Source organism: Microbacterium sp. P26 (assembly GCF_023712585.1).
Taxonomy (GTDB): Bacteria; Actinomycetota; Actinomycetes; order Actinomycetales; family Microbacteriaceae; genus Microbacterium; species Microbacterium algihabitans_A.
In genome coordinates this window covers 377431-393746 of record NZ_JAMAXZ010000002.1, presented here as the reverse complement: position 1 = coordinate 393746, position 16316 = coordinate 377431, and the positions used below count along the sequence as shown (strand labels likewise).

General features: G+C 71.0%; 12 protein-coding genes, 1 tRNA gene and 1 pseudogene. 9 read left to right on the top strand and 5 right to left on the bottom strand.

From position 1 onward, the window contains the following. Positions 1-119: 119 nt before the first annotated feature. Positions 120-926: a DeoR/GlpR family DNA-binding transcription regulator gene (locus M3667_RS05485; RefSeq protein ID WP_251506036.1), complete on the top strand. Its 807-nt coding sequence runs from the start codon at positions 120-122 to the stop codon at positions 924-926. A 3-nt stretch (positions 927-929) separates the two neighbouring features. On the opposite strand, the gene M3667_RS05480 is transcribed toward M3667_RS05485, so the two are convergent. Beyond that, positions 930-2057: a sorbosone dehydrogenase family protein gene (locus tag M3667_RS05480; protein ID WP_251506033.1), complete on the bottom strand. Its 1128-nt coding sequence runs from the start codon at positions 2055-2057 to the stop codon at positions 930-932. A 318-nt stretch (positions 2058-2375) separates the two neighbouring features. Here M3667_RS05480 and M3667_RS05475 point away from each other — a divergent pair, with 318 nt between their 5' ends. From M3667_RS05475 to M3667_RS05465, 3 genes are all read left to right on the top strand, one after another. Then, positions 2376-3035: a hypothetical protein gene (locus M3667_RS05475; RefSeq protein WP_251506030.1), complete on the top strand. Its 660-nt coding sequence runs from the start codon at positions 2376-2378 to the stop codon at positions 3033-3035. A 10-nt stretch (positions 3036-3045) separates the two neighbouring features. Next, positions 3046-4746, top strand: a complete 1701-nt coding sequence (locus M3667_RS16980; protein ID WP_251506027.1) for a LamG domain-containing protein — start codon at positions 3046-3048, stop codon at positions 4744-4746. Positions 4747-4825: 79 nt separating this feature from the next. Beyond that, positions 4826-5455 carry a TetR/AcrR family transcriptional regulator gene (locus M3667_RS05465; RefSeq protein ID WP_251506024.1) on the top strand — a complete coding sequence of 210 codons (630 nt, stop codon included), beginning with the start codon at positions 4826-4828 and terminating at the stop codon, positions 5453-5455. Positions 5456-5462: 7 nt separating this feature from the next. On the opposite strand, the gene M3667_RS05460 is transcribed toward M3667_RS05465, so the two are convergent. Further along, the gene (locus tag M3667_RS05460) at positions 5463-6278 is read right to left on the bottom strand and encodes a DUF1206 domain-containing protein (protein ID WP_251506021.1); all 816 of its coding nucleotides are present in this window, start codon (positions 6276-6278) and stop codon (positions 5463-5465) included. Positions 6279-6294: 16 nt separating this feature from the next. Then, complete coding sequence (locus tag M3667_RS05455) at positions 6295-6975, bottom strand: phosphatase PAP2 family protein (RefSeq protein WP_251506019.1); 681 nt, start codon at positions 6973-6975, stop codon at positions 6295-6297. Positions 6976-7090: 115 nt separating this feature from the next. On the opposite strand from M3667_RS05455, the pseudogene M3667_RS05450 reads away from it, so the two are divergent. The 3 genes and pseudogenes from M3667_RS05450 to M3667_RS05440 all read left to right on the top strand — a co-directional run. Further along, positions 7091-8764: pseudogene (locus M3667_RS05450) on the top strand (amidase); the annotation flags it as partial. 362 nt (positions 8765-9126) lie between these two features. Beyond that, positions 9127-12000, top strand: coding sequence for an aminotransferase (locus tag M3667_RS05445; RefSeq protein ID WP_251506016.1), 2874 nt, complete (start codon positions 9127-9129; stop codon positions 11998-12000). Positions 12001-12027: 27 nt separating this feature from the next. Further along, a complete protein-coding gene (locus tag M3667_RS05440) occupies positions 12028-13053 on the top strand; it encodes an agmatine/peptidylarginine deiminase (protein ID WP_251506013.1) in 1026 nt (341 codons plus the stop codon). On the opposite strand, the gene M3667_RS05435 is transcribed toward M3667_RS05440, so the two are convergent. After that, positions 13028-13318 carry a hypothetical protein gene (locus M3667_RS05435; RefSeq protein ID WP_251506010.1) on the bottom strand — a complete coding sequence of 97 codons (291 nt, stop codon included), beginning with the start codon at positions 13316-13318 and terminating at the stop codon, positions 13028-13030. The two genes, M3667_RS05440 and M3667_RS05435, sit on opposite strands and share 26 nt — an antisense overlap. Before the next feature lie 90 nt (positions 13319-13408). After that, positions 13409-13498 (bottom strand) — tRNA-Ser (locus M3667_RS05430). A 125-nt stretch (positions 13499-13623) separates the two neighbouring features. Between M3667_RS05430 and M3667_RS05425 the strand changes: the two genes are divergently transcribed. Both M3667_RS05425 and radA read left to right on the top strand, forming a co-directional pair. Further along, complete coding sequence (locus M3667_RS05425) at positions 13624-14577, top strand: L-lactate dehydrogenase (protein WP_251506007.1); 954 nt, start codon at positions 13624-13626, stop codon at positions 14575-14577. Between the two features lie 114 nt (positions 14578-14691). Then, entirely contained in the window at positions 14692-16059 is a 1368-nt protein-coding gene (radA, locus tag M3667_RS05420; protein WP_251506003.1) for a DNA repair protein RadA, read from the top strand. Positions 16060-16316: the final 257 nt, after the last annotated feature.

Genomic DNA, 16316 nt, shown 5'->3' with positions numbered 1-16316 from the left:
GACAATTCACGCATGAAAGCGCGCCAGAGAACGCAGATCAGTCGCTAAGGCTGCTGTTCTTTGCCGTTTTCTCACAAATTCTGCGGATGCCGCCGCAGAACCGTGCTAAAGATGACGCCATGGACGCAACCACAGCCACGACGAAGCGGCGGTTGCCGGCGGGCCGCAAGGCGGAACTCGCCGCCTACGTCGCCGACACCGGACAGGTGACGGTGGTCGACCTCGCCTCGCACTTCGGCGTCTCGATCGACACCGTCCGCCGCGATCTCGACCAGCTCGACCGTGAGGGCATCGTCGTCCGCACGCACGGCGGGGCCGTCAGCGCCATGTCGGTCCCCGGCCGCGATCGAGGACTCGACGTGCGCCTGCAGATGCAGATCTCCGAGAAGGAGCGCATCGCCGCCCTCGCCGTCGAGCTCATCGAAGACGGGTCGACGCTCATGCTGAACGCGGGCACGACGACGCTCGCCGTCGCCCGCGCCCTGCGCAACCACCGCGATCTGACCATCGCGACGAACAACCTGCGCATCCCCGCCGAGATCTCCCCCTCGGTGTTCCGCGATCTGTTCATCTTCGGCGGCGCGGTCCGCACGATCACCCAGGCGACGACCGGGCCGGTGACCCTTGCGATGAACTCGCACTCCCCCGAGGTCGACATCCGCAGCGACTACGCCCTGATCGCGGTGGGAGCGGTCGACGGGTCGGGCTTCTCCACCAGCAACCTCGGCGACGCCACGATGATGACCGAGATGATCCAGAAGGCCGACCGCACGGCGATCCTCGCCGACTCGTCGAAGCTCGACCGGCGACTGTTCGCGCAGATCGCCCCGCTCGAGAAGGCCGACTACCTCATCACTGACGCTCCACCGTCCGCAGAGCTGGCCGCCGCGCTGAAAGAGGCGGGCGTCACGGTCCTCACGCCCTGACGCTCACCCCGCGACGAGGGGCACGCGCAGGATCATGTCGGAGTCGCCCCCACCGCGATCGGTGTTGCTCGTGACGACCCACAGGGTGCCGTCCGGGGCTTCGACGACATCGCGCAGCCGCCCGTATGTGCCGACGAAGTACTCCGATGCCGCGCCCACATCGGCCGTGGGGACGACGCGCACACGCTGGCCGCGCAGGTTGGCGATGACCACCGCGCCGTCGATCACCGCGAGACCACTCGGACTGGCATCCGCCGGCGCCCATTGCTGCACGGGGTCGACGAATCCCTCCTGGCCGCCGACTCCCTCGACCTCTGGCCAGCCGTAGTTCGCGCCCGGTTCGATGATGTTCAACTCGTCCCAGGTGTTCTGACCGAACTCCGACGCGTACATGATGCCGGCGGCATCCCACCCGATGCCCTGCGGATTGCGGTGACCGAGACTCCACACCGGCGAGCCCGGGAACGGGTTGTCGGCCGGTATGGCGCCGTCGGGCTCGACGCGCAGGATCTTGCCGCCGAGCGAGCCGGGATCCTGGGCGGCACCGGGCTCGGAGGCGTCTCCGGCCGTGACGTACAGCAGACCATCGGGGCCGAAGGCGAGGCGCCCGCCGTTGTGGATGTTCGCGGAGGGGATGCCGGCGACGACCGTCTCGGCGGAGCCCAGGCGCAGCGAGCCCGGCTGGCCCTCCAGGGCGAATCGCAGCACGCGATTGTCGTCGACCGTGGTGGCGTAGGCGTAGAGGAATCCGTCGGCGACGGCGATGCCGAGCAGGCCTCCTTCGCCGCCGGGCGCGACCCCGGGTACCTCGCCGACCACGCGCGTGGATCCACCGACGATCTCGAGCACCTCGCCCGTGTCGCGCTGGCTCACGAGCGCGGTCTCTGCGTCGAAGGCGACCGACCACGGGGTCGTGAGCCCCTCGACCACCGTCGTCGGGTCTGCGGCGAGGGCGGGCGGTGCGCTCGAAGACGGCGACGTCGACGACTCCGGCGCGACGGATGAGGGCGGCGCGACGATCGGTGTCGCGGCATCCGTCTGTCGTTCGGCGGTGCACCCGGCGAGGGCGGCGAGCGCGAGCGCTCCGACGGTGGCCGCGGTCGCACGCAGCGAAAGGGTGGCGGTGGTCATGGCTCTCCTCGTCGGGTCTGTGAACCCTCTGAGATACCCGCTCGACCTGAGTTCCCGGTGAGGGTTGCGCTCGCCCGCCGCCGGCGAGCCACTGCGCGAACGGCCACCCCGACGGGTGACGCCGACCGAAGCGCCGGGTGAGAGGGCGGAGGACCGTGCGTCGAGCAGGACGCCGGCGGCGGCCACCGACCGTCCCCGGTGTTCTGGCCGGACGGGATCCCACCCGCCCGAGACGGTGTCGACACGACCGCGCGCCGGATCTCCGGGGCCCTTGTATGAGCGTGCCCAACCTTCACCTCGCCCGCTAAGGAGAACCCCGTGTCCTCGTCGTCTTCCCCCTCACCCGCACGCCGGCGGCGCCGCCTCGCGCTGCCCGTCGTCCTCGCCGGCAGCGTCGCGTCGCTCATCCTCGCCCTCGGCTTGTCCCCCACCGTCGCCGCCTTCACCGCGTCGATCCAGAACACGATCAACACCGCCGGCGCGGGCTCGCTGATCATGCAGGAGAACGACTCCTCCGGTCTGATCGTCTGCAAGAGCACCGACGGCGCGAGCGGGGTCTCCTCGAACTCGGCCACCTGTTCCACGATCAACAGGTACGGTGGCGACCTCGCGATGGCGCCCGGCCAGACGGTCACGACGAACGTCGCGATCCTGAACGCCGGCTCGCTCGACGCGAAGGGGTTCACGCTGACTCCCGGCGCATGTACCCAGTCGGCCACGAGCACAGTCTACGGTTCCGCCTCCGACCTGTGCTCGCAGATGAAGCTCAAGATTACCTCCGGCGCTTTCGACATCTACGACGGCACCGTCGACGGCCTCGCCTCCACGATCGACATCCTCGACAAGGTGGGCGCCTCGTCCCTCCCCGCCGGGTCTTCGGCGACCTTCACCTTCGCGGTGACGCTGCCGAGCACGCTCGGCCCGAGCTACTCGAACCTGAAGGTGTCGCAGCCTCTCACCTGGACGTTCTCGTCCTGAGCCCCGCCCCGTGACCGACACCCTCGAAGCTCCGCCCTCCCGGGGTCGTCGCGGATCCGCACTATCGGTGGCGATCGTGATCGCGTTGCTCGCGGTCGCGATCGCCACCGTCCTCGGGGTCACCGGGGCTCGACTCCTCGTCGTCGACACCCCGAGCATGGCCGAGGCGGCTCCTGTCGGCACGCTCGTCGTGACGGAGCCACACGCTCGCTACGCCGTCGGCGAGGTCGTGACGTACACGCACAACGACCGCACGATCACCCACCGCATCGTCGAGGCCGACGGCGAGGTCTTCCGCACGCGGGGAGACCTCAACGGCTCGGCCGACCCGTGGGACGTCCGTCCCGACCAGATCGTCGGGGCGGCCGTCCTCATCGTCCCCGGCCTCGGCTTCGCGCTGAAGGCCGCGCCCTGGCTCCTGATCGGCGCCGTCCTCGTCGAGGCGATCGCCCGAGCGCGCGGGGATCGTCGCGCCTGGGCGTGGAGCGTCCGGCTCACCGGCTGGTCCGTCGTGATCACGGCCGTGAGCCTCTGGCTGCGCCCGTGGTTCAACATGGTCCTGCTCGACTTCCGCGCCGCCGACAGCGGTGACGGAGCCCTCATGCACGTCGTGAACACCGGCATCCTGCCCCTGCTCGCCGGCGCGACCCGGTTGGTCAGCGGCGAGCAGGCCACCGTGCTGTCCACGCACCGCATCGCGTCGGGCGCCTACTCGCTCACTCCCGTGCCCGATCCCGACCTGCCGGTGCGGATTCTGTTGGTGCTGCTGTGTCTGCTGCCCTTCCTCGCATCGCTCGTGATCCACGAGAGCGATGTCGCACCCGATGGCGGCTTCCGCGTCCGCACCGATCGCCGCGCGCGCGCAGTGCTGCTGCCGCTGGCGATCGCGACGGTGCTCGCCGTGATCGCCCTGACCACGGTCGGCGGGAGCGACGCGGCGTTCTCGGCGTCCATCCGCAGCAGCGACGACACCGCGGGGGCTATGAACCAGAACTGCCGCTTCGCCGTGACTGATTTCGCCGCGAAGCACCCGTCCGACCTGTACGCGGCCTACGCGATGTCGGCGACGTCGACGGCATCCGAGACCGACATCTCCGGCAACGGTCGCACCGCGACCTGGCGCAAGCCGCCCACCACCTCGAGCTCGATCGGGTGTCGCCGCGACAGCCCCGCCGCGTCGGTGACCTTCGACGGCTCTCAGTGCCTGTACGTTCCCGGCCGGCTCGAACCGCAGACCTTCAGTCTCGAGGCCTGGTTCTCGACCACCTCCGCCCCGAGCGGCAAGATCGTGGGATTCGGCACCGACCCAGCACCCGAGAACGAGAACCACTGGGACCGCCACATCTACCTCGACGCGAACGGGCGCATCGTCTACGGCAACTTCCCCGACGCCTACGCCCTGATCACGACTCCCGCGGGCCGGAGCTACGCGGACGGGAAGTGGCACGCGGTGGTCGCCACGCTCTCGAGCTCGGGCATGCAGCTCTTCGTCGACGGGGCACTCGTCGGCACCGACGGCACGACCCGGGGCCAGTGGTACGACGGCTACTGGAAGTTCGGGTGCGGAAAGACCGACTTCTGGACGTCTCAGACCGGCCCCGCTGCGGGCGACCCCGCCTTCTTCACGGGCTCGATCCAATACGGCGCGATCTACAACCGGGTCCTGACGGCCGCCGAGGTCGAGGACCACTGGCGCTCCGGCACCGGGTGACCCCCGGGGGGGGCACGGGAGCCGGCCCGCGAACCGCGACATCGCGTAGCGTGGTCGAACCCGACCGAAAGGCCCCGCCGTGCCCCGGCCGACCCAGCCCAAGCTCTCGCGCGAGCAGATCGCCCGTGCCGCGCTCGCCCTCGTCGACCGCGACGGCAGCCAGGGGGCGAGCATCCGCCGCGTCGCCGACCGCCTCAAGGTGCACCCGACCTCGCTCTACAATCACGTGCCGAATCTCGCCGCGCTGGTCGAAGACGTCCGCGCGCTCGTGTCTGCGCGCATCGATTCCTCGTACCTTCGCGAGCGCGAGTGGGAGGAGGGCCTGCTGCTGTGGGCGCGCTCCTACCGTGACGCCTTCCGCCGGCATCCGAAGGCCATCCCCCTGCTGATGTCGCAGAGCTCGTCGGCCCCCTTGTTGATGTCGCAGTACGAGGACTTCGCGATCGCCGCTGAGCGCGTCGGATGGTCGAGCGACGACATCCTGCCGCTGCTGACGGCCTTCGAGTCGTTCATCATCGGCAGCGTGCTCGACATGACCGGCCCTTCGGTCATGTTCGACCCGTCGGGGCAAGAAGAGGACGTCCCTCGGTTCGCCGCCGCCTACGCCACCCTCTCGAGCCACGATCCGGCCGACCCTGTGGCCACGCGTGCGTTCGAGCTCGGTCTGTCGTTGCTCATCGCGGGAGCGCGTCCCCGCCCGTCCGCGTGAGCCCGGCTCACATGCGCGCGTAGCGCGCGCGGGCGAAGCAGAACAGGCCGTACACGACGAGTCCCGCCCCCACGAGCCAGAGCACGATCTGGCCGAACGGCAGGCCCGCCAGGGAGCGCAGCGCCGCGTCGAGCCCGCCCGCGGCGCTCGGGTCGTGCGCGAAGGCCGCGACGAGGAACAGGATCCCCGCGACGCCGATCGCGATGCCCTTGGCGATGTAGCCGACCATCCCGAAGGTCCGGATGCCGCGCCCCGCGGTCCCGCCGGGGCTGGAGATGTTCTTCATGAAGGCCTTGGTGATTCCGCGGACGATGAAGGCGACGCCGATGACGGCGACCGCCAATCCGACGATCACCAGGAGGACGATGCCGCCGGGCATCGCCATGAGCTGCGCGCTCATCGTCTGCGACTGCTCGGACGAGTCGGAACGACCTCCCGAGACGACGGTGAAGGCGGTGACCGCGATCGCCCCGTAAGCGATGGCGGTCCCCACGTCCTTGGCGCGGTGCGCCCAGCGCTTCTTCGCGTCGGTGTCGCGCTCGCCGACGGCCTCGGCGATCTGCCAGACGGCGAGGGCGGCGAGACCGATCACGATGACCCACAGCAGCAGCATTCCGGCGGGCGCCTTCGCGACCTGCCCGAGGGCTCCGCTCTGGTCGGCGCTGTCTCCGCCGCTCCCGGTGGCGATCGAGATCGCGATCACTCCGATCAGCAGGTGCAGCACCCCCAACACGATGTAGCCGATCCGCGCCGCCACTCGGAAGGCGGTGGAGTCCTGCGCCTTGTCGGCGGCGGTGGATGCGGAGGCGGAGGCGGAGGTCATCCGGGCACGATAGCGCTCACGCGGTCGCGTCGACCACCCGTTGCGCGCGACGCACCCGCCACACCTCGACGAGAGCCCACACCAGCGTCGACACGGCGATCCCCTCGAGCAAGCCCGCGGTCACGTCGGAGAGCCAGTGCGCGTGCAGGTACGTTCGGCTCCACATCATCAGAAGGACCCACACGACCCCGGCGCCCCAGATCCACCCGCGGCGCAGGATGAGCGCCAGGGTGATCGCGATGGTCGTCGCCACAGCGGTGTGTCCCGAGGGGAACGAGGTCGCCTGGGTCTCGGCGAGCGAGTCCGACGGTCGGGCGCGTGCGATCACGGCCGCGAGCGGAGCGCCGATCAGCACCACGAGGGCGATCGCCCCCGCGACGTTGAGGGCATCCCAGGGGCGTTTGCGCAGGAGGAAGACGATGGTGGTCGAGATGCCGATCACGATCATTCCGATCGTGCCGCCGACGGTGGCCGGGATCCACGCGATGATGACCGCGACCGGGTTCGCCAGGGCGGCCATCGCGTCGTCCCACCACTGGTCGAAGGCCAGCGGCGCTCCGCCGTCGAGGTCGACGGCCAGGCGCAGGGCCACGAACAGCACCGTGGCGATCACGCCCACGATGAGGGCGACCGGGCGGCGCGCGTCGACCCTCGGTCGGTCGGGCAGGATCGCGGGCTCGTCGGTCGTGGCATCCATCCGCGCATCGTCTCAGGAAGGAGGCGTCTCGGGATAGCCATTGCCCGGCGCAGGCGGAACACTTCTCGTACAAGTGCCTCTCGAAACCGTAAAACAAACAGTGTAGGTTTTTGCCATGACCTCCGAGGCCCTCACCGTCGTCGACGCCGACATCGACAGCCTTCGCCACGCCCTCGACGCCGGTCGCATCACCAGCGTCGAGCTCGTGGCCCGCTACCTCAACCGCATCGCGGCCTACGACCGCTCCGGCATCCGGCTCAACAGCGTCCCGGTGCTCGACCCCCGCGCGTTCGCCGCAGCCCGCGCGTCCGACCTGCGTCGCGCGCAGGGGCGCACGCGCGGCCCCCTCGACGGCATCCCCTTCACCGCGAAGGACAGCTACCGCGTCGAGGGCCTGCCCGTGGCATCTGGATCCCCCGCCTTCCGCGACCTGATCGCGGGCGACGACGCCTTCGCCGTCGAGCGCCTGCGCGAAGCCGGGGCCGTGTTCCTGGGGCTCACCAACATGCCGCCCATGGCCGCCGGCGGCATGCAGCGCGGGGTGTACGGCCGCGCCGAATCGCCCTACAACGGCGACTACCTGGCATCCGCCTTCGGCTCGGGCTCGTCCAACGGGTCTGGCACCGCCACCGCGGCGAGCTTCTGCGCGTTCGGACTCGGTGAGGAGACCTGGTCGTCGGGTCGCGCTCCCGCCTCGCACAACGCCCTCGTCGCCTATACGCCCTCACGCGGGGTGATCTCGGTGCGCGGCAACTGGCCCCTCGTGCCGACCATGGACGTCGTCGTCCCCCACACGCGCACGATCGGCGACCTGCAGCACGTGCTCGACGCGGTCGTCGTCGACGACGCCGAGACCGAGGGCGACCTCTGGCGCACGCAGCCGTTCATCAACCTCCCGCGCCCGTCGGAGGTGCGTCCCGCGTCGTTCGCGGCGCTCGAGCCGTTGCCGCTCGCGGGCCTGCGCCTCGCCGTGCCGCGCATCTACGTCAACGGCGACCCCGACAACGCCTCCCCCATCGTCACACGCGACAGCGTGATCGCGCTCTGGAACGACCTGCGCGCCGACCTCGAAGCCGCGGGTGCCGAGGTCGTCGAGACCGCCTTCCCCGTCGTCGAGCGTTACGAGAAGCTGCACGCGGGCGACGAGGACTTCGTCGACCGCGGGTTCGTCACGCGCACCTTCCTCGACGACGAGGTGGGCGATCTCGCGGTGTGGGCGATGGACACGTTCCTGCGCACGAACGCCGACCCGCGACTTCCCCGTCTCGCCGACGTCGAAGCGGCCCTGATCTTCCCCCACCCCCCGGGAGCGCTTCCCGACCGATACGGCATCTGGCACTACGACATCTCGTATGACATCGGCGAGTACGCCGACCGTGCGCAGCAGTGGAACCCCGACTGGCGCGACGTGCCGAGCCTCGAAGAGGGGCTGCGCGGCCTCGAGCACACCCGCCGCGTCGACTTCGAGGAGTGGCTGGAGGCCGAGGGTATCGACGCGGTCGTCTTCCCCACGCAGGCCGACGTGGGCCCCGCCGATGCCGACGCGAACCCCGCTTCGGCCGACATCGCGTGGCGCAACGGCGTGTGGGTCTCGAACGGCAACCTGGTCCCCCGCCACCTCGGCATCCCGACCGTCACCGTGCCGATGGGGACGATGGCCGACACCCGGATGCCGGTGGGCCTGACCCTCGCCGGACCGGCCTACAGCGACACGCGCCTCGTGCAGCTGGCCCAGGCGATCACCGCGCTCGGCGAGCGCCGCACGACCCCGCCGCGCACCCCCGCCCTGCCCGACGAGGCGCTGTTCGCCGACCCGCGTCCGGCTGCAGGGGGCGAGCTGTCGGTCACCGTCGACGAGGTCGTGCACGACGGCGAGCGCGTGCACGTCACCGCCACCGTGGCCGGCGCGGCGGCCGTCGAGGTCGCGCTCTTCGTCGACGGGGTGCGCGTGCCGGCCCGGGTCGACGGCGACCGCGTGAGCGGTGTGGCCGAGGTCTCACCCGACTTGTACGGTGAGGCCGTGAGCGAGTGGGTCCCGCCCTACGGCCCGCTCGTCGTCGTCGCCGTCCGCGATGCCGGTGGAGCCGTCGCCGGCGCCGTCGCCACGGCATCCGACTCTTCGCTCTGACACCCGAACCGCTCGAGGACACCATGACCGACATCGCGCCGACCCCGGTCTTCGACTACTTCAGCCAGGTCGACCTTCCCACTCCGACGCTGTCCGACGAGGAGGTGCAGCGTCTGTTCGTCGACGCGTTCGGCGTCGACATCGACGTGCAGGCGCTCGGCAGCCAGCAGGATCAGAACTTCCGCGTCTTCGCGCGGGGCTCGACCGAGCCACTCGGGGTGCTCAAGCTCAGCAACCCGGTCTTCAGCGAGGCCGAGATCGAGATGCAGGATGCCGCGGCGGCGCGCGTCGCCGAGCGCAGCCCGCAGGTGCGCATCCCGCGCATCGTCGAGGGGCCGCGCGGGGCGATGTCGTCGTGGTGGGAGTCGAGCCAGGGCCGCATCCACGCACGCGTGATCGAGAACATCGCCGGTCGCACGCTGATGGGCTCGGGCTACCTCTCCCCCGCGGCGGTGGAGAGCCTGGGCGCGCTGTCGGCGGCGGTGAGCCTCTCGCTCGCCGACTTCACCCACCCCGCGACCGGTCGGGTGCTGCAGTGGGACCTGCGTCACGCCGAGCGTGTCATCGATACCCTGCTCCCCCTCGAACCGGATGCCGGGGTGCGGGCGATCGTGCAGCGCGCGGCCGACGCGGCGCGATCCGCGCTCTCCCCGGTCCGCGATCTGCTCCCCATCCAGGCCGGGCACTTCGACGTGACCGACGACAACGTGCTGCGCGCCCCCGGCGCCGCGGTGCCCGACGCGGTCATCGACTTCGGCGACGTGTGCGCGTCGTGGCGCGTCGGCGAGATCGCGGTGACCGTCTCGTCGGTGCTGCACCACGACGATGCGACCCCCGAGGCCGCCTTCCCCGCCATCCGCGCGTTCGACCGGGTACGCGACCTGACCGATGACGAGCTCACCGCGCTCTGGCCCCTCGTCGTCCTCCGCGGCGCGGTGCTCGTGCTCAGCGGCCGCGCGCAGGTGCGCCTCGACGACGAGAACGCGTACGCCAGCGTCGCGCTCGACCGCGAGTTCCGCATCCTCGAGCAGGCGGCATCCGTTCCGATCCCCGTGATCACCGCCGCGACCCGGGCGGCCCTCGGGCGTCCCCGCGCCGACGAGCCCGCGTGGACCGGCGCGCCGGTGCTCTCGCTCGGCCGCCCCGTCGAGCTCGATGCCTCGACGGAGTCGCCGCTGAACGACGCGGGCGCCTGGCTCGACGCCGCCACCCTCGACGCCGCGGCGCTGGCCGCCCTCGACGCGGGAGCCGACGTCGTGACCGTGCCGGCGTGGCGCGCGCGCCTGACGGGCACGACCGACCCCCTGCCCTCGACGCCCGAAACCGTTCCGACCGACATCCTGGTGTGGCTCGCCCGACCGGCCACCCACGAACCCGTCACGCGTGACGGGCACGGGTCGCAGATCGTGACGACGGATGCCGGGACCCTGACGATCGACGGAGTGCCCGCCGACGCGGCATCCGGAACCCTTCCGGCGCGCACCCGTCTGTCGGTGCGCCGTTCGCTCGACGGACTCGTCCCCCCGTTGCGGACCACCCGTGCCCTCGCCGACGCCTGGCGCGGGGTCGCCGGCGATCCCGGTGCGGCGCTCGGCCTGCCCTCCCCCGCGACCGAGGCCGACGACGTGCTCGAGCGACGCCACGAGGTGCTCGCCGAGGTGCAGGAGCACTACTACGCCGTCCCGCCGCGCATCGAGCGCGGATGGCGCGAGCACCTCATCGACGTCGACGGTCGCGTGTATCTCGACATGGTCAACAACGTGGCCTCGGTCGGTCACGCGCACCCCCGCGTGGTCGAGGCCGGCGCCCGTCAGATGCACCTGCTGAACACCAACTCGCGCTTCCACTACCGCGCGATCACCGACTTCGCCGACCGGATCGCGGCGACCCTGCCCGACGGCTTCGACACCGTCTTCTTCGTCAACTCCGGCTCCGAGGCCACCGACCTCGCGATCCGCCTCGCGATGGCGGCGACCGGCCGGCCCGACGTCGTCGCGATGCGCGAGGCGTACCACGGGTGGACCTACGCCAGCGATGCGGTGTCGACCTCGATCGCCGACAACCCGAACGCGCTGTCCACCCGCCCCGCGTGGGTGCACACCGTCGACGCCGCCAACTCCTACCGGGGGAAGTACCGGGGGGCGGATGCCGGGAACTACGCCCCCGAAGCCGTCGCGGTGGTCGACGAACTCGCGGCATCCGGTCGCCCTCCGGCGGCACTGATCGCCGAAACCTACTACGGCAACGCCGGCGGAGTCGCCCTGCCCGACGGCTACCTCACCGACGTCTACGCCGCCATCCGCCGCCACGGCGGCCTCGCGATCGCCGACGAGGTGCAGGTCGGCTACGGCCGGCTGGGTGAGTGGTTCTGGGGCTTCGAGCAGCAGGGCGCGGTGCCCGACATCGTCGCGGTGGCGAAGTCCATCGGCGGCGGCCACCCGCTCGGCGCGGTGATCACGCGGCGCGAGATCGCCGACCGCTATCGCACGCAGGGGTACTTCTTCTCGTCCACCGGAGGCTCGCCCGTGTCGTCGGCGATCGGCATGGCCGTGCTCGACGTGATCGAGCAGGAGGGGCTGCAAGAGAACGCGCGGATCGTCGGTGGGCACCTCAAGCGACGCCTCGAAAAGCTCAGCGAGAAGCACGACCTCATCGGCACCGTGCACGGCTCCGGCCTGTACCTGGGCGTCGAGTTCGTGCGCGACCGAGAGACCCTCGAGCCCGCCACCGCCGAGACCGCCGCGATCTGCGACCGCCTGCTCGAGCGGGGCGTCATCATGCAGCCGACCGGCGACTTCCAGAACGTTCTGAAGATCAAACCGCCGCTGGTGGTCACGCAGGCGTCGGTCGACGTCTTCGTCGACGAGCTCGATCGCGTCCTGACCACCGGATTCTGACCCGCCCCGACCCTCGAGGAGCACGCCATGTGGCGCATGCCCGCTGAAACCGCCCCCCACGAACGCACGTGGATGGCGTTCCCCCGCGAGGGCTTCACCCTCGGAGACGGAGCCGAAACCCGCGAAGAGGGATACCGCGCCTGGACCGACGTGGCCCACGCCGTGGCGCAGTTCGAGCCGGTGACGATGGTCGTCGACCCCACCGAGACCGCGCGGGCCCGACGCATGCTCTCGGCCGAGGTCGAGATCGTCGAGGCGCCCCTCGACGAGTTCTGGATGCGCGACGTCGGCCCCACCTTCGTCACTGACCCCGATCGCCCGGGTGTCCTCGGCGCGGTCGACTGGATCTTCAACGGGTGGGGAGCCCCCGACTGGGCCGAGTGGCAGAAGTCGGCCGGCATCGCCCGCGTGGTCGCCGAACACGTCGGCGCCGAACGCATCGACTCGCTGCTCGTCGCCGAGGGCGGCGGCCTGCACGTCGACGGCACCGGCACCGTGCTGCTCACCGAGACCGTGCAGCTCGACCCGCGCCGCAACCCGTTCGCCGACCGCGCCCGCGTCGAGGCCGAGATGGGCCGCACCATCGGGGCGACGGATGCCGTGTGGCTCTCGCGCGGACTCACCCGCGATTACGACGACTTCGGCACGAACGGCCACGTCGACATCGTCGCGACCTTCGCGTCACCGGATCACGTGCTCGTGCACGAGCAGACGGATGCCGCCCACCCCGACTTCGAGGTGTCGCAGCTCGTGCGCCGCGAGCTGTCCGACGCGTTCGCCGCGCGCGGCCGCACGGTGACGATCACGGGCGTGCCCGCCCCCGCCACCCTCCGCGACGACGAGGGGTGGGTCGACTGGAGTTACATCAACCACCTCGTCACCAACGACGGCGTCGTGCTCTGCGGATTCGGCGAGGAGTCCGCCGACGCCCGCGCCCGCGCGATCATCGGCGACGCCTACCCCGGCCGCCGCGTGGTGACGGTCGACGCCCGCCCGCTGTTCGACCGCGGCGGCGGCATCCACTGCATCACCCAGCAGCAGCCGCGGGTGTGATCCCGCGCGCGGCGGGGCCGCGAGCCCACGCATCGCGGCGGGGCGCCTCAGGTGGGTGAAGAGCGCACCGCGCCCAGTACCAGCGGGTCGCTGCATCCTCGCGCGAAGCCGCGAAGCGCCGATCCATGTCGTGCTGCAGCAGGAGTGCGCCGATCCGTTCGGCGAGCGGCGCCAGCCACCGGGGCCGGCACGCGAAGTTGTAGCGCCAGACCGCGAGCGTGCTGCCGGGGTCGCCGGCGACGCAGCGGGACTCGATGACGGGCATGGACTCATCGTGGCAGGCCGCATCGGACCGCGCATCGCGGGGAGCACATGACGAAGGCCCCGCGTCCGTGAGGAATCGGGGCCTTCGTGGTGGCGGTGACGGTGGGATTTGAACCCACGGTAGGGGTGAACCTACACAACATTTCGAGTGTTGCACCTTCGGCCGCTCGGACACGTCACCGCCGACTAGCTTACGACACTCTCCGGGATGCCGCGAACCGGCCCGGGAACCCGGCTCGACCCTCATTCGTCCACCTTCGAACGATGCCGCTGGAAGCGGTTCCCGACCGCTGCCAGGATCGAGCCATGAGCGTGATCGAGAACTCGAAGCTGACGGTCGTGGGCGCGGGGAGCGTGGGGGCGAGCGTCGCCTACGCCGCTCTGATCCGCGGCTCGGCGCGGCACGTCGCCCTCTACGACATCGCCGCCGAGAAGGTCGAGGCCGAGGTGCTCGACCTCGCGCACGGCACGCAGTTCACCGGGTCGAGCGACATCACCGGCGGCGCCGACGTCTCGGTCGCCGAGGGCTCGCATGTCGTCGTCATCACCGCCGGCGCGAAGCAGAACCCCGGGCAGACGCGCACCGAGCTGGCCGCCACGAACGCCCGCATCATCGACGACATGATGCCGAAGCTCCTCGAGGTCGCCCCGAACGCGGTGTACGTCATCGTCACGAACCCGTGCGACGTGCTGACCGTTCTCGCCCAGAGGTCGACCGGGCTCCCGGCATCCCGGATCTTCGCCTCCGGAACCGTGCTCGACACCTCGCGCCTGCGGTGGAAGATCGCCCAGCGCGCCGGGGTTGCGACCTCGAGCGTGCACGCCTGGATCGTCGGCGAGCACGGCGACACGGAGTTCCCGCTCTGGTCGACGGCGACGATCGGCTCGGTCCCCATCACCCAGTTCGAGCTGCCCGACGGCTCCCGCTTCGACAAGGCGGAGCTCGACGCGATCGCCGTCGACGTGCGCGACGCCGCGTACAAGGTCATCAAGGGCAAGGGCGCGACGAACTACGCGATCGGCCTCTCGAGCGCCCGCATCGTCGAGGCCGTCCTGCGTGACGAGCACGCGATCCTGCCCGTCAGCACGGTGCTCGACGACTTCCACGGCATCAGCGGCACAGCATTGTCGGTCCCTTCGATCGTCTCCGCGCGCGGAGCCGTGCCCCTGGCCGCAACGCCCTTCTCGAGCGGAGAGCTGACGCTCCTGCGGCGCTCCGCCGACGCCCTGACGGCCGTCGCCGAGTCGCTGCGCGACTGATTCCGCATGCCCCCTCGCGTCGACCCGGTCCGCCCGCTGGGTGCGAAGAGGCAGATCCCGGATGCCGGAACCCCGGCGACCAGCGATGTCGGAGGCCCCGCGTAGCCTGAGCACATGGCATCCCGACGTCCTGCTGCAGCCCCCGCGCCCTACCGGTGCACCGAGTGCGGATGGACGACGGTGAAGTGGGTCGGGCGCTGCGGCGAGTGCCAGTCGTGGGGAACCGTCGTCGAGGCGGCGGAGCAGACGGGCATCGTCCGCTCGATCACTCCGGTCGCCCCGGGGGCCGGGCGCGTCGCACGCCGCATCACCGAGATCGACACGCAAGACGCCCCGCGGCGCACGAGCGGGGTCGGCGAGTTCGACCGCGTGCTGGGCGGCGGCATCGTGCCCGGCGCCGCCATTCTGCTCAGCGGCGAGCCGGGCGTGGGCAAGTCGACGCTGCTGCTCGAGGTCGCCGCGCAGAGCGCCCGCGCCGGGCGCCGCGTGCTCTACGCGAGCGGTGAAGAATCCGCGGCGCAGGTGCGACTGCGTGCCGAGCGCACCGGCGCTCTGCACGACGAGCTCTTCCTCGCGGCCGAGACCGACCTCGCCACGATCCTCGGGCACATCGACCAGGTCGAGCCGGGCCTGCTCATCGTCGACTCGGTGCAGACGGTGTCGTCGGCGCACAGCGACGGCGCCGCCGGTCAGCCCGCGCAGGTGCGCGAGGTGGCATCCGCCCTCATCCGCGTCGCGAAAGAGCGGGGCCTGCCGATCATCCTCGTCGGCCATGTCACGAAAGACGGCTCGATCGCGGGCCCGCGCATCCTCGAACACCTCGTCGACGTCGTCTGCCACTTCGAGGGCGACCGTCAGACGTCGTTGCGCTTCGTCCGCGCGCTGAAGAACCGGTTCGGGCCGACCGATGAAGTCGGCTGCTTCGACATGACCGGCACGGGCATCGCCGAGGTCGCCGACCCGAGCGCGCTGTTCCTCGGTCACGGCGAACCCGAACCCGGCACGTGCGTCACCATCGCGATGGAGGGTCGCAGAGCCCTCCCCGTCGAGATCCAAGCTTTGGCGGTGCGCCAGACCGCTCCGAACCCGCGTCGCATCGTCAACGGCGTCGACTCCTCGCGCGTCGCGATGGTGCTCGCGGTGCTCGAGAGCCGCATGGGGCTCACGCTGTCCGACCGCGACGTCTACGTCTCGACCGTCGGCGGGGTGCGACTGGTCGAGCCCGCCGCCGACCTCGCCATCGCGATCGCCGTCGCCAACGCGGTGAAGAACCGCAAGGTGTCGAAGCGTCTCGCCGCGATCGGTGAGCTCACGCTCACGGGCGAGATCCGCAACGTGACCCAGGCCGCCCAGCGCGCGTCCGAAGCCAAGCGTCTCGGGTATCACACCGTGCTCGACGCCTCGTCCCGCAAGCTGGCCCAGGCCCTGAACGAACTGCAAGTGCGCGGCATGCCGCGTGACGACAGCGAACCGGGGTTCTGACGCGGGGCTCGGGCATTGAGAGCCCTGCGGGTCTGAGCTCACCCGCGTCCGGCGACGGAAGACGTGAGAGACCCGCCGGTCGAGGGGCGCTCCGGCTCAGCGACCGGGAGGAGCAGACCGGCGACGGCGGTGCGGGGAGGTCATCCCCAGCACGGCGGGGATGACAAGTCCGGCGGCGCACACGGCACCGGCGATCAGGTACTCCATGGCCTCGAGTCTCGCACGGGCGTCTCACCCGCGCGACTTCAAACGTTCAC

Coding starts and splice junctions, on each gene's coding strand:
- M3667_RS05485 (WP_251506036.1), top strand. CDS start 120: ATGGACGCAACCACAGCCACGACGAAGCGGCGGTTGCCGGCGGGCCGC.
- M3667_RS05480 (WP_251506033.1), bottom strand. CDS start 2,057: ATGACCACCGCCACCCTTTCGCTGCGTGCGACCGCGGCCACCGTCGGA.
- M3667_RS05460 (WP_251506021.1), bottom strand. CDS start 6,278: ATGACCTCCGCCTCCGCCTCCGCATCCACCGCCGCCGACAAGGCGCAG.
- M3667_RS05455 (WP_251506019.1), bottom strand. CDS start 6,975: ATGGATGCCACGACCGACGAGCCCGCGATCCTGCCCGACCGACCGAGG.
- M3667_RS05445 (WP_251506016.1), top strand. CDS start 9,127: ATGACCGACATCGCGCCGACCCCGGTCTTCGACTACTTCAGCCAGGTC.
- M3667_RS05440 (WP_251506013.1), top strand. CDS start 12,028: ATGTGGCGCATGCCCGCTGAAACCGCCCCCCACGAACGCACGTGGATG.
- M3667_RS05435 (WP_251506010.1), bottom strand. CDS start 13,318: ATGCCCGTCATCGAGTCCCGCTGCGTCGCCGGCGACCCCGGCAGCACG.
- M3667_RS05425 (WP_251506007.1), top strand. CDS start 13,624: ATGAGCGTGATCGAGAACTCGAAGCTGACGGTCGTGGGCGCGGGGAGC.
- radA (WP_251506003.1), top strand. CDS start 14,692: ATGGCATCCCGACGTCCTGCTGCAGCCCCCGCGCCCTACCGGTGCACC.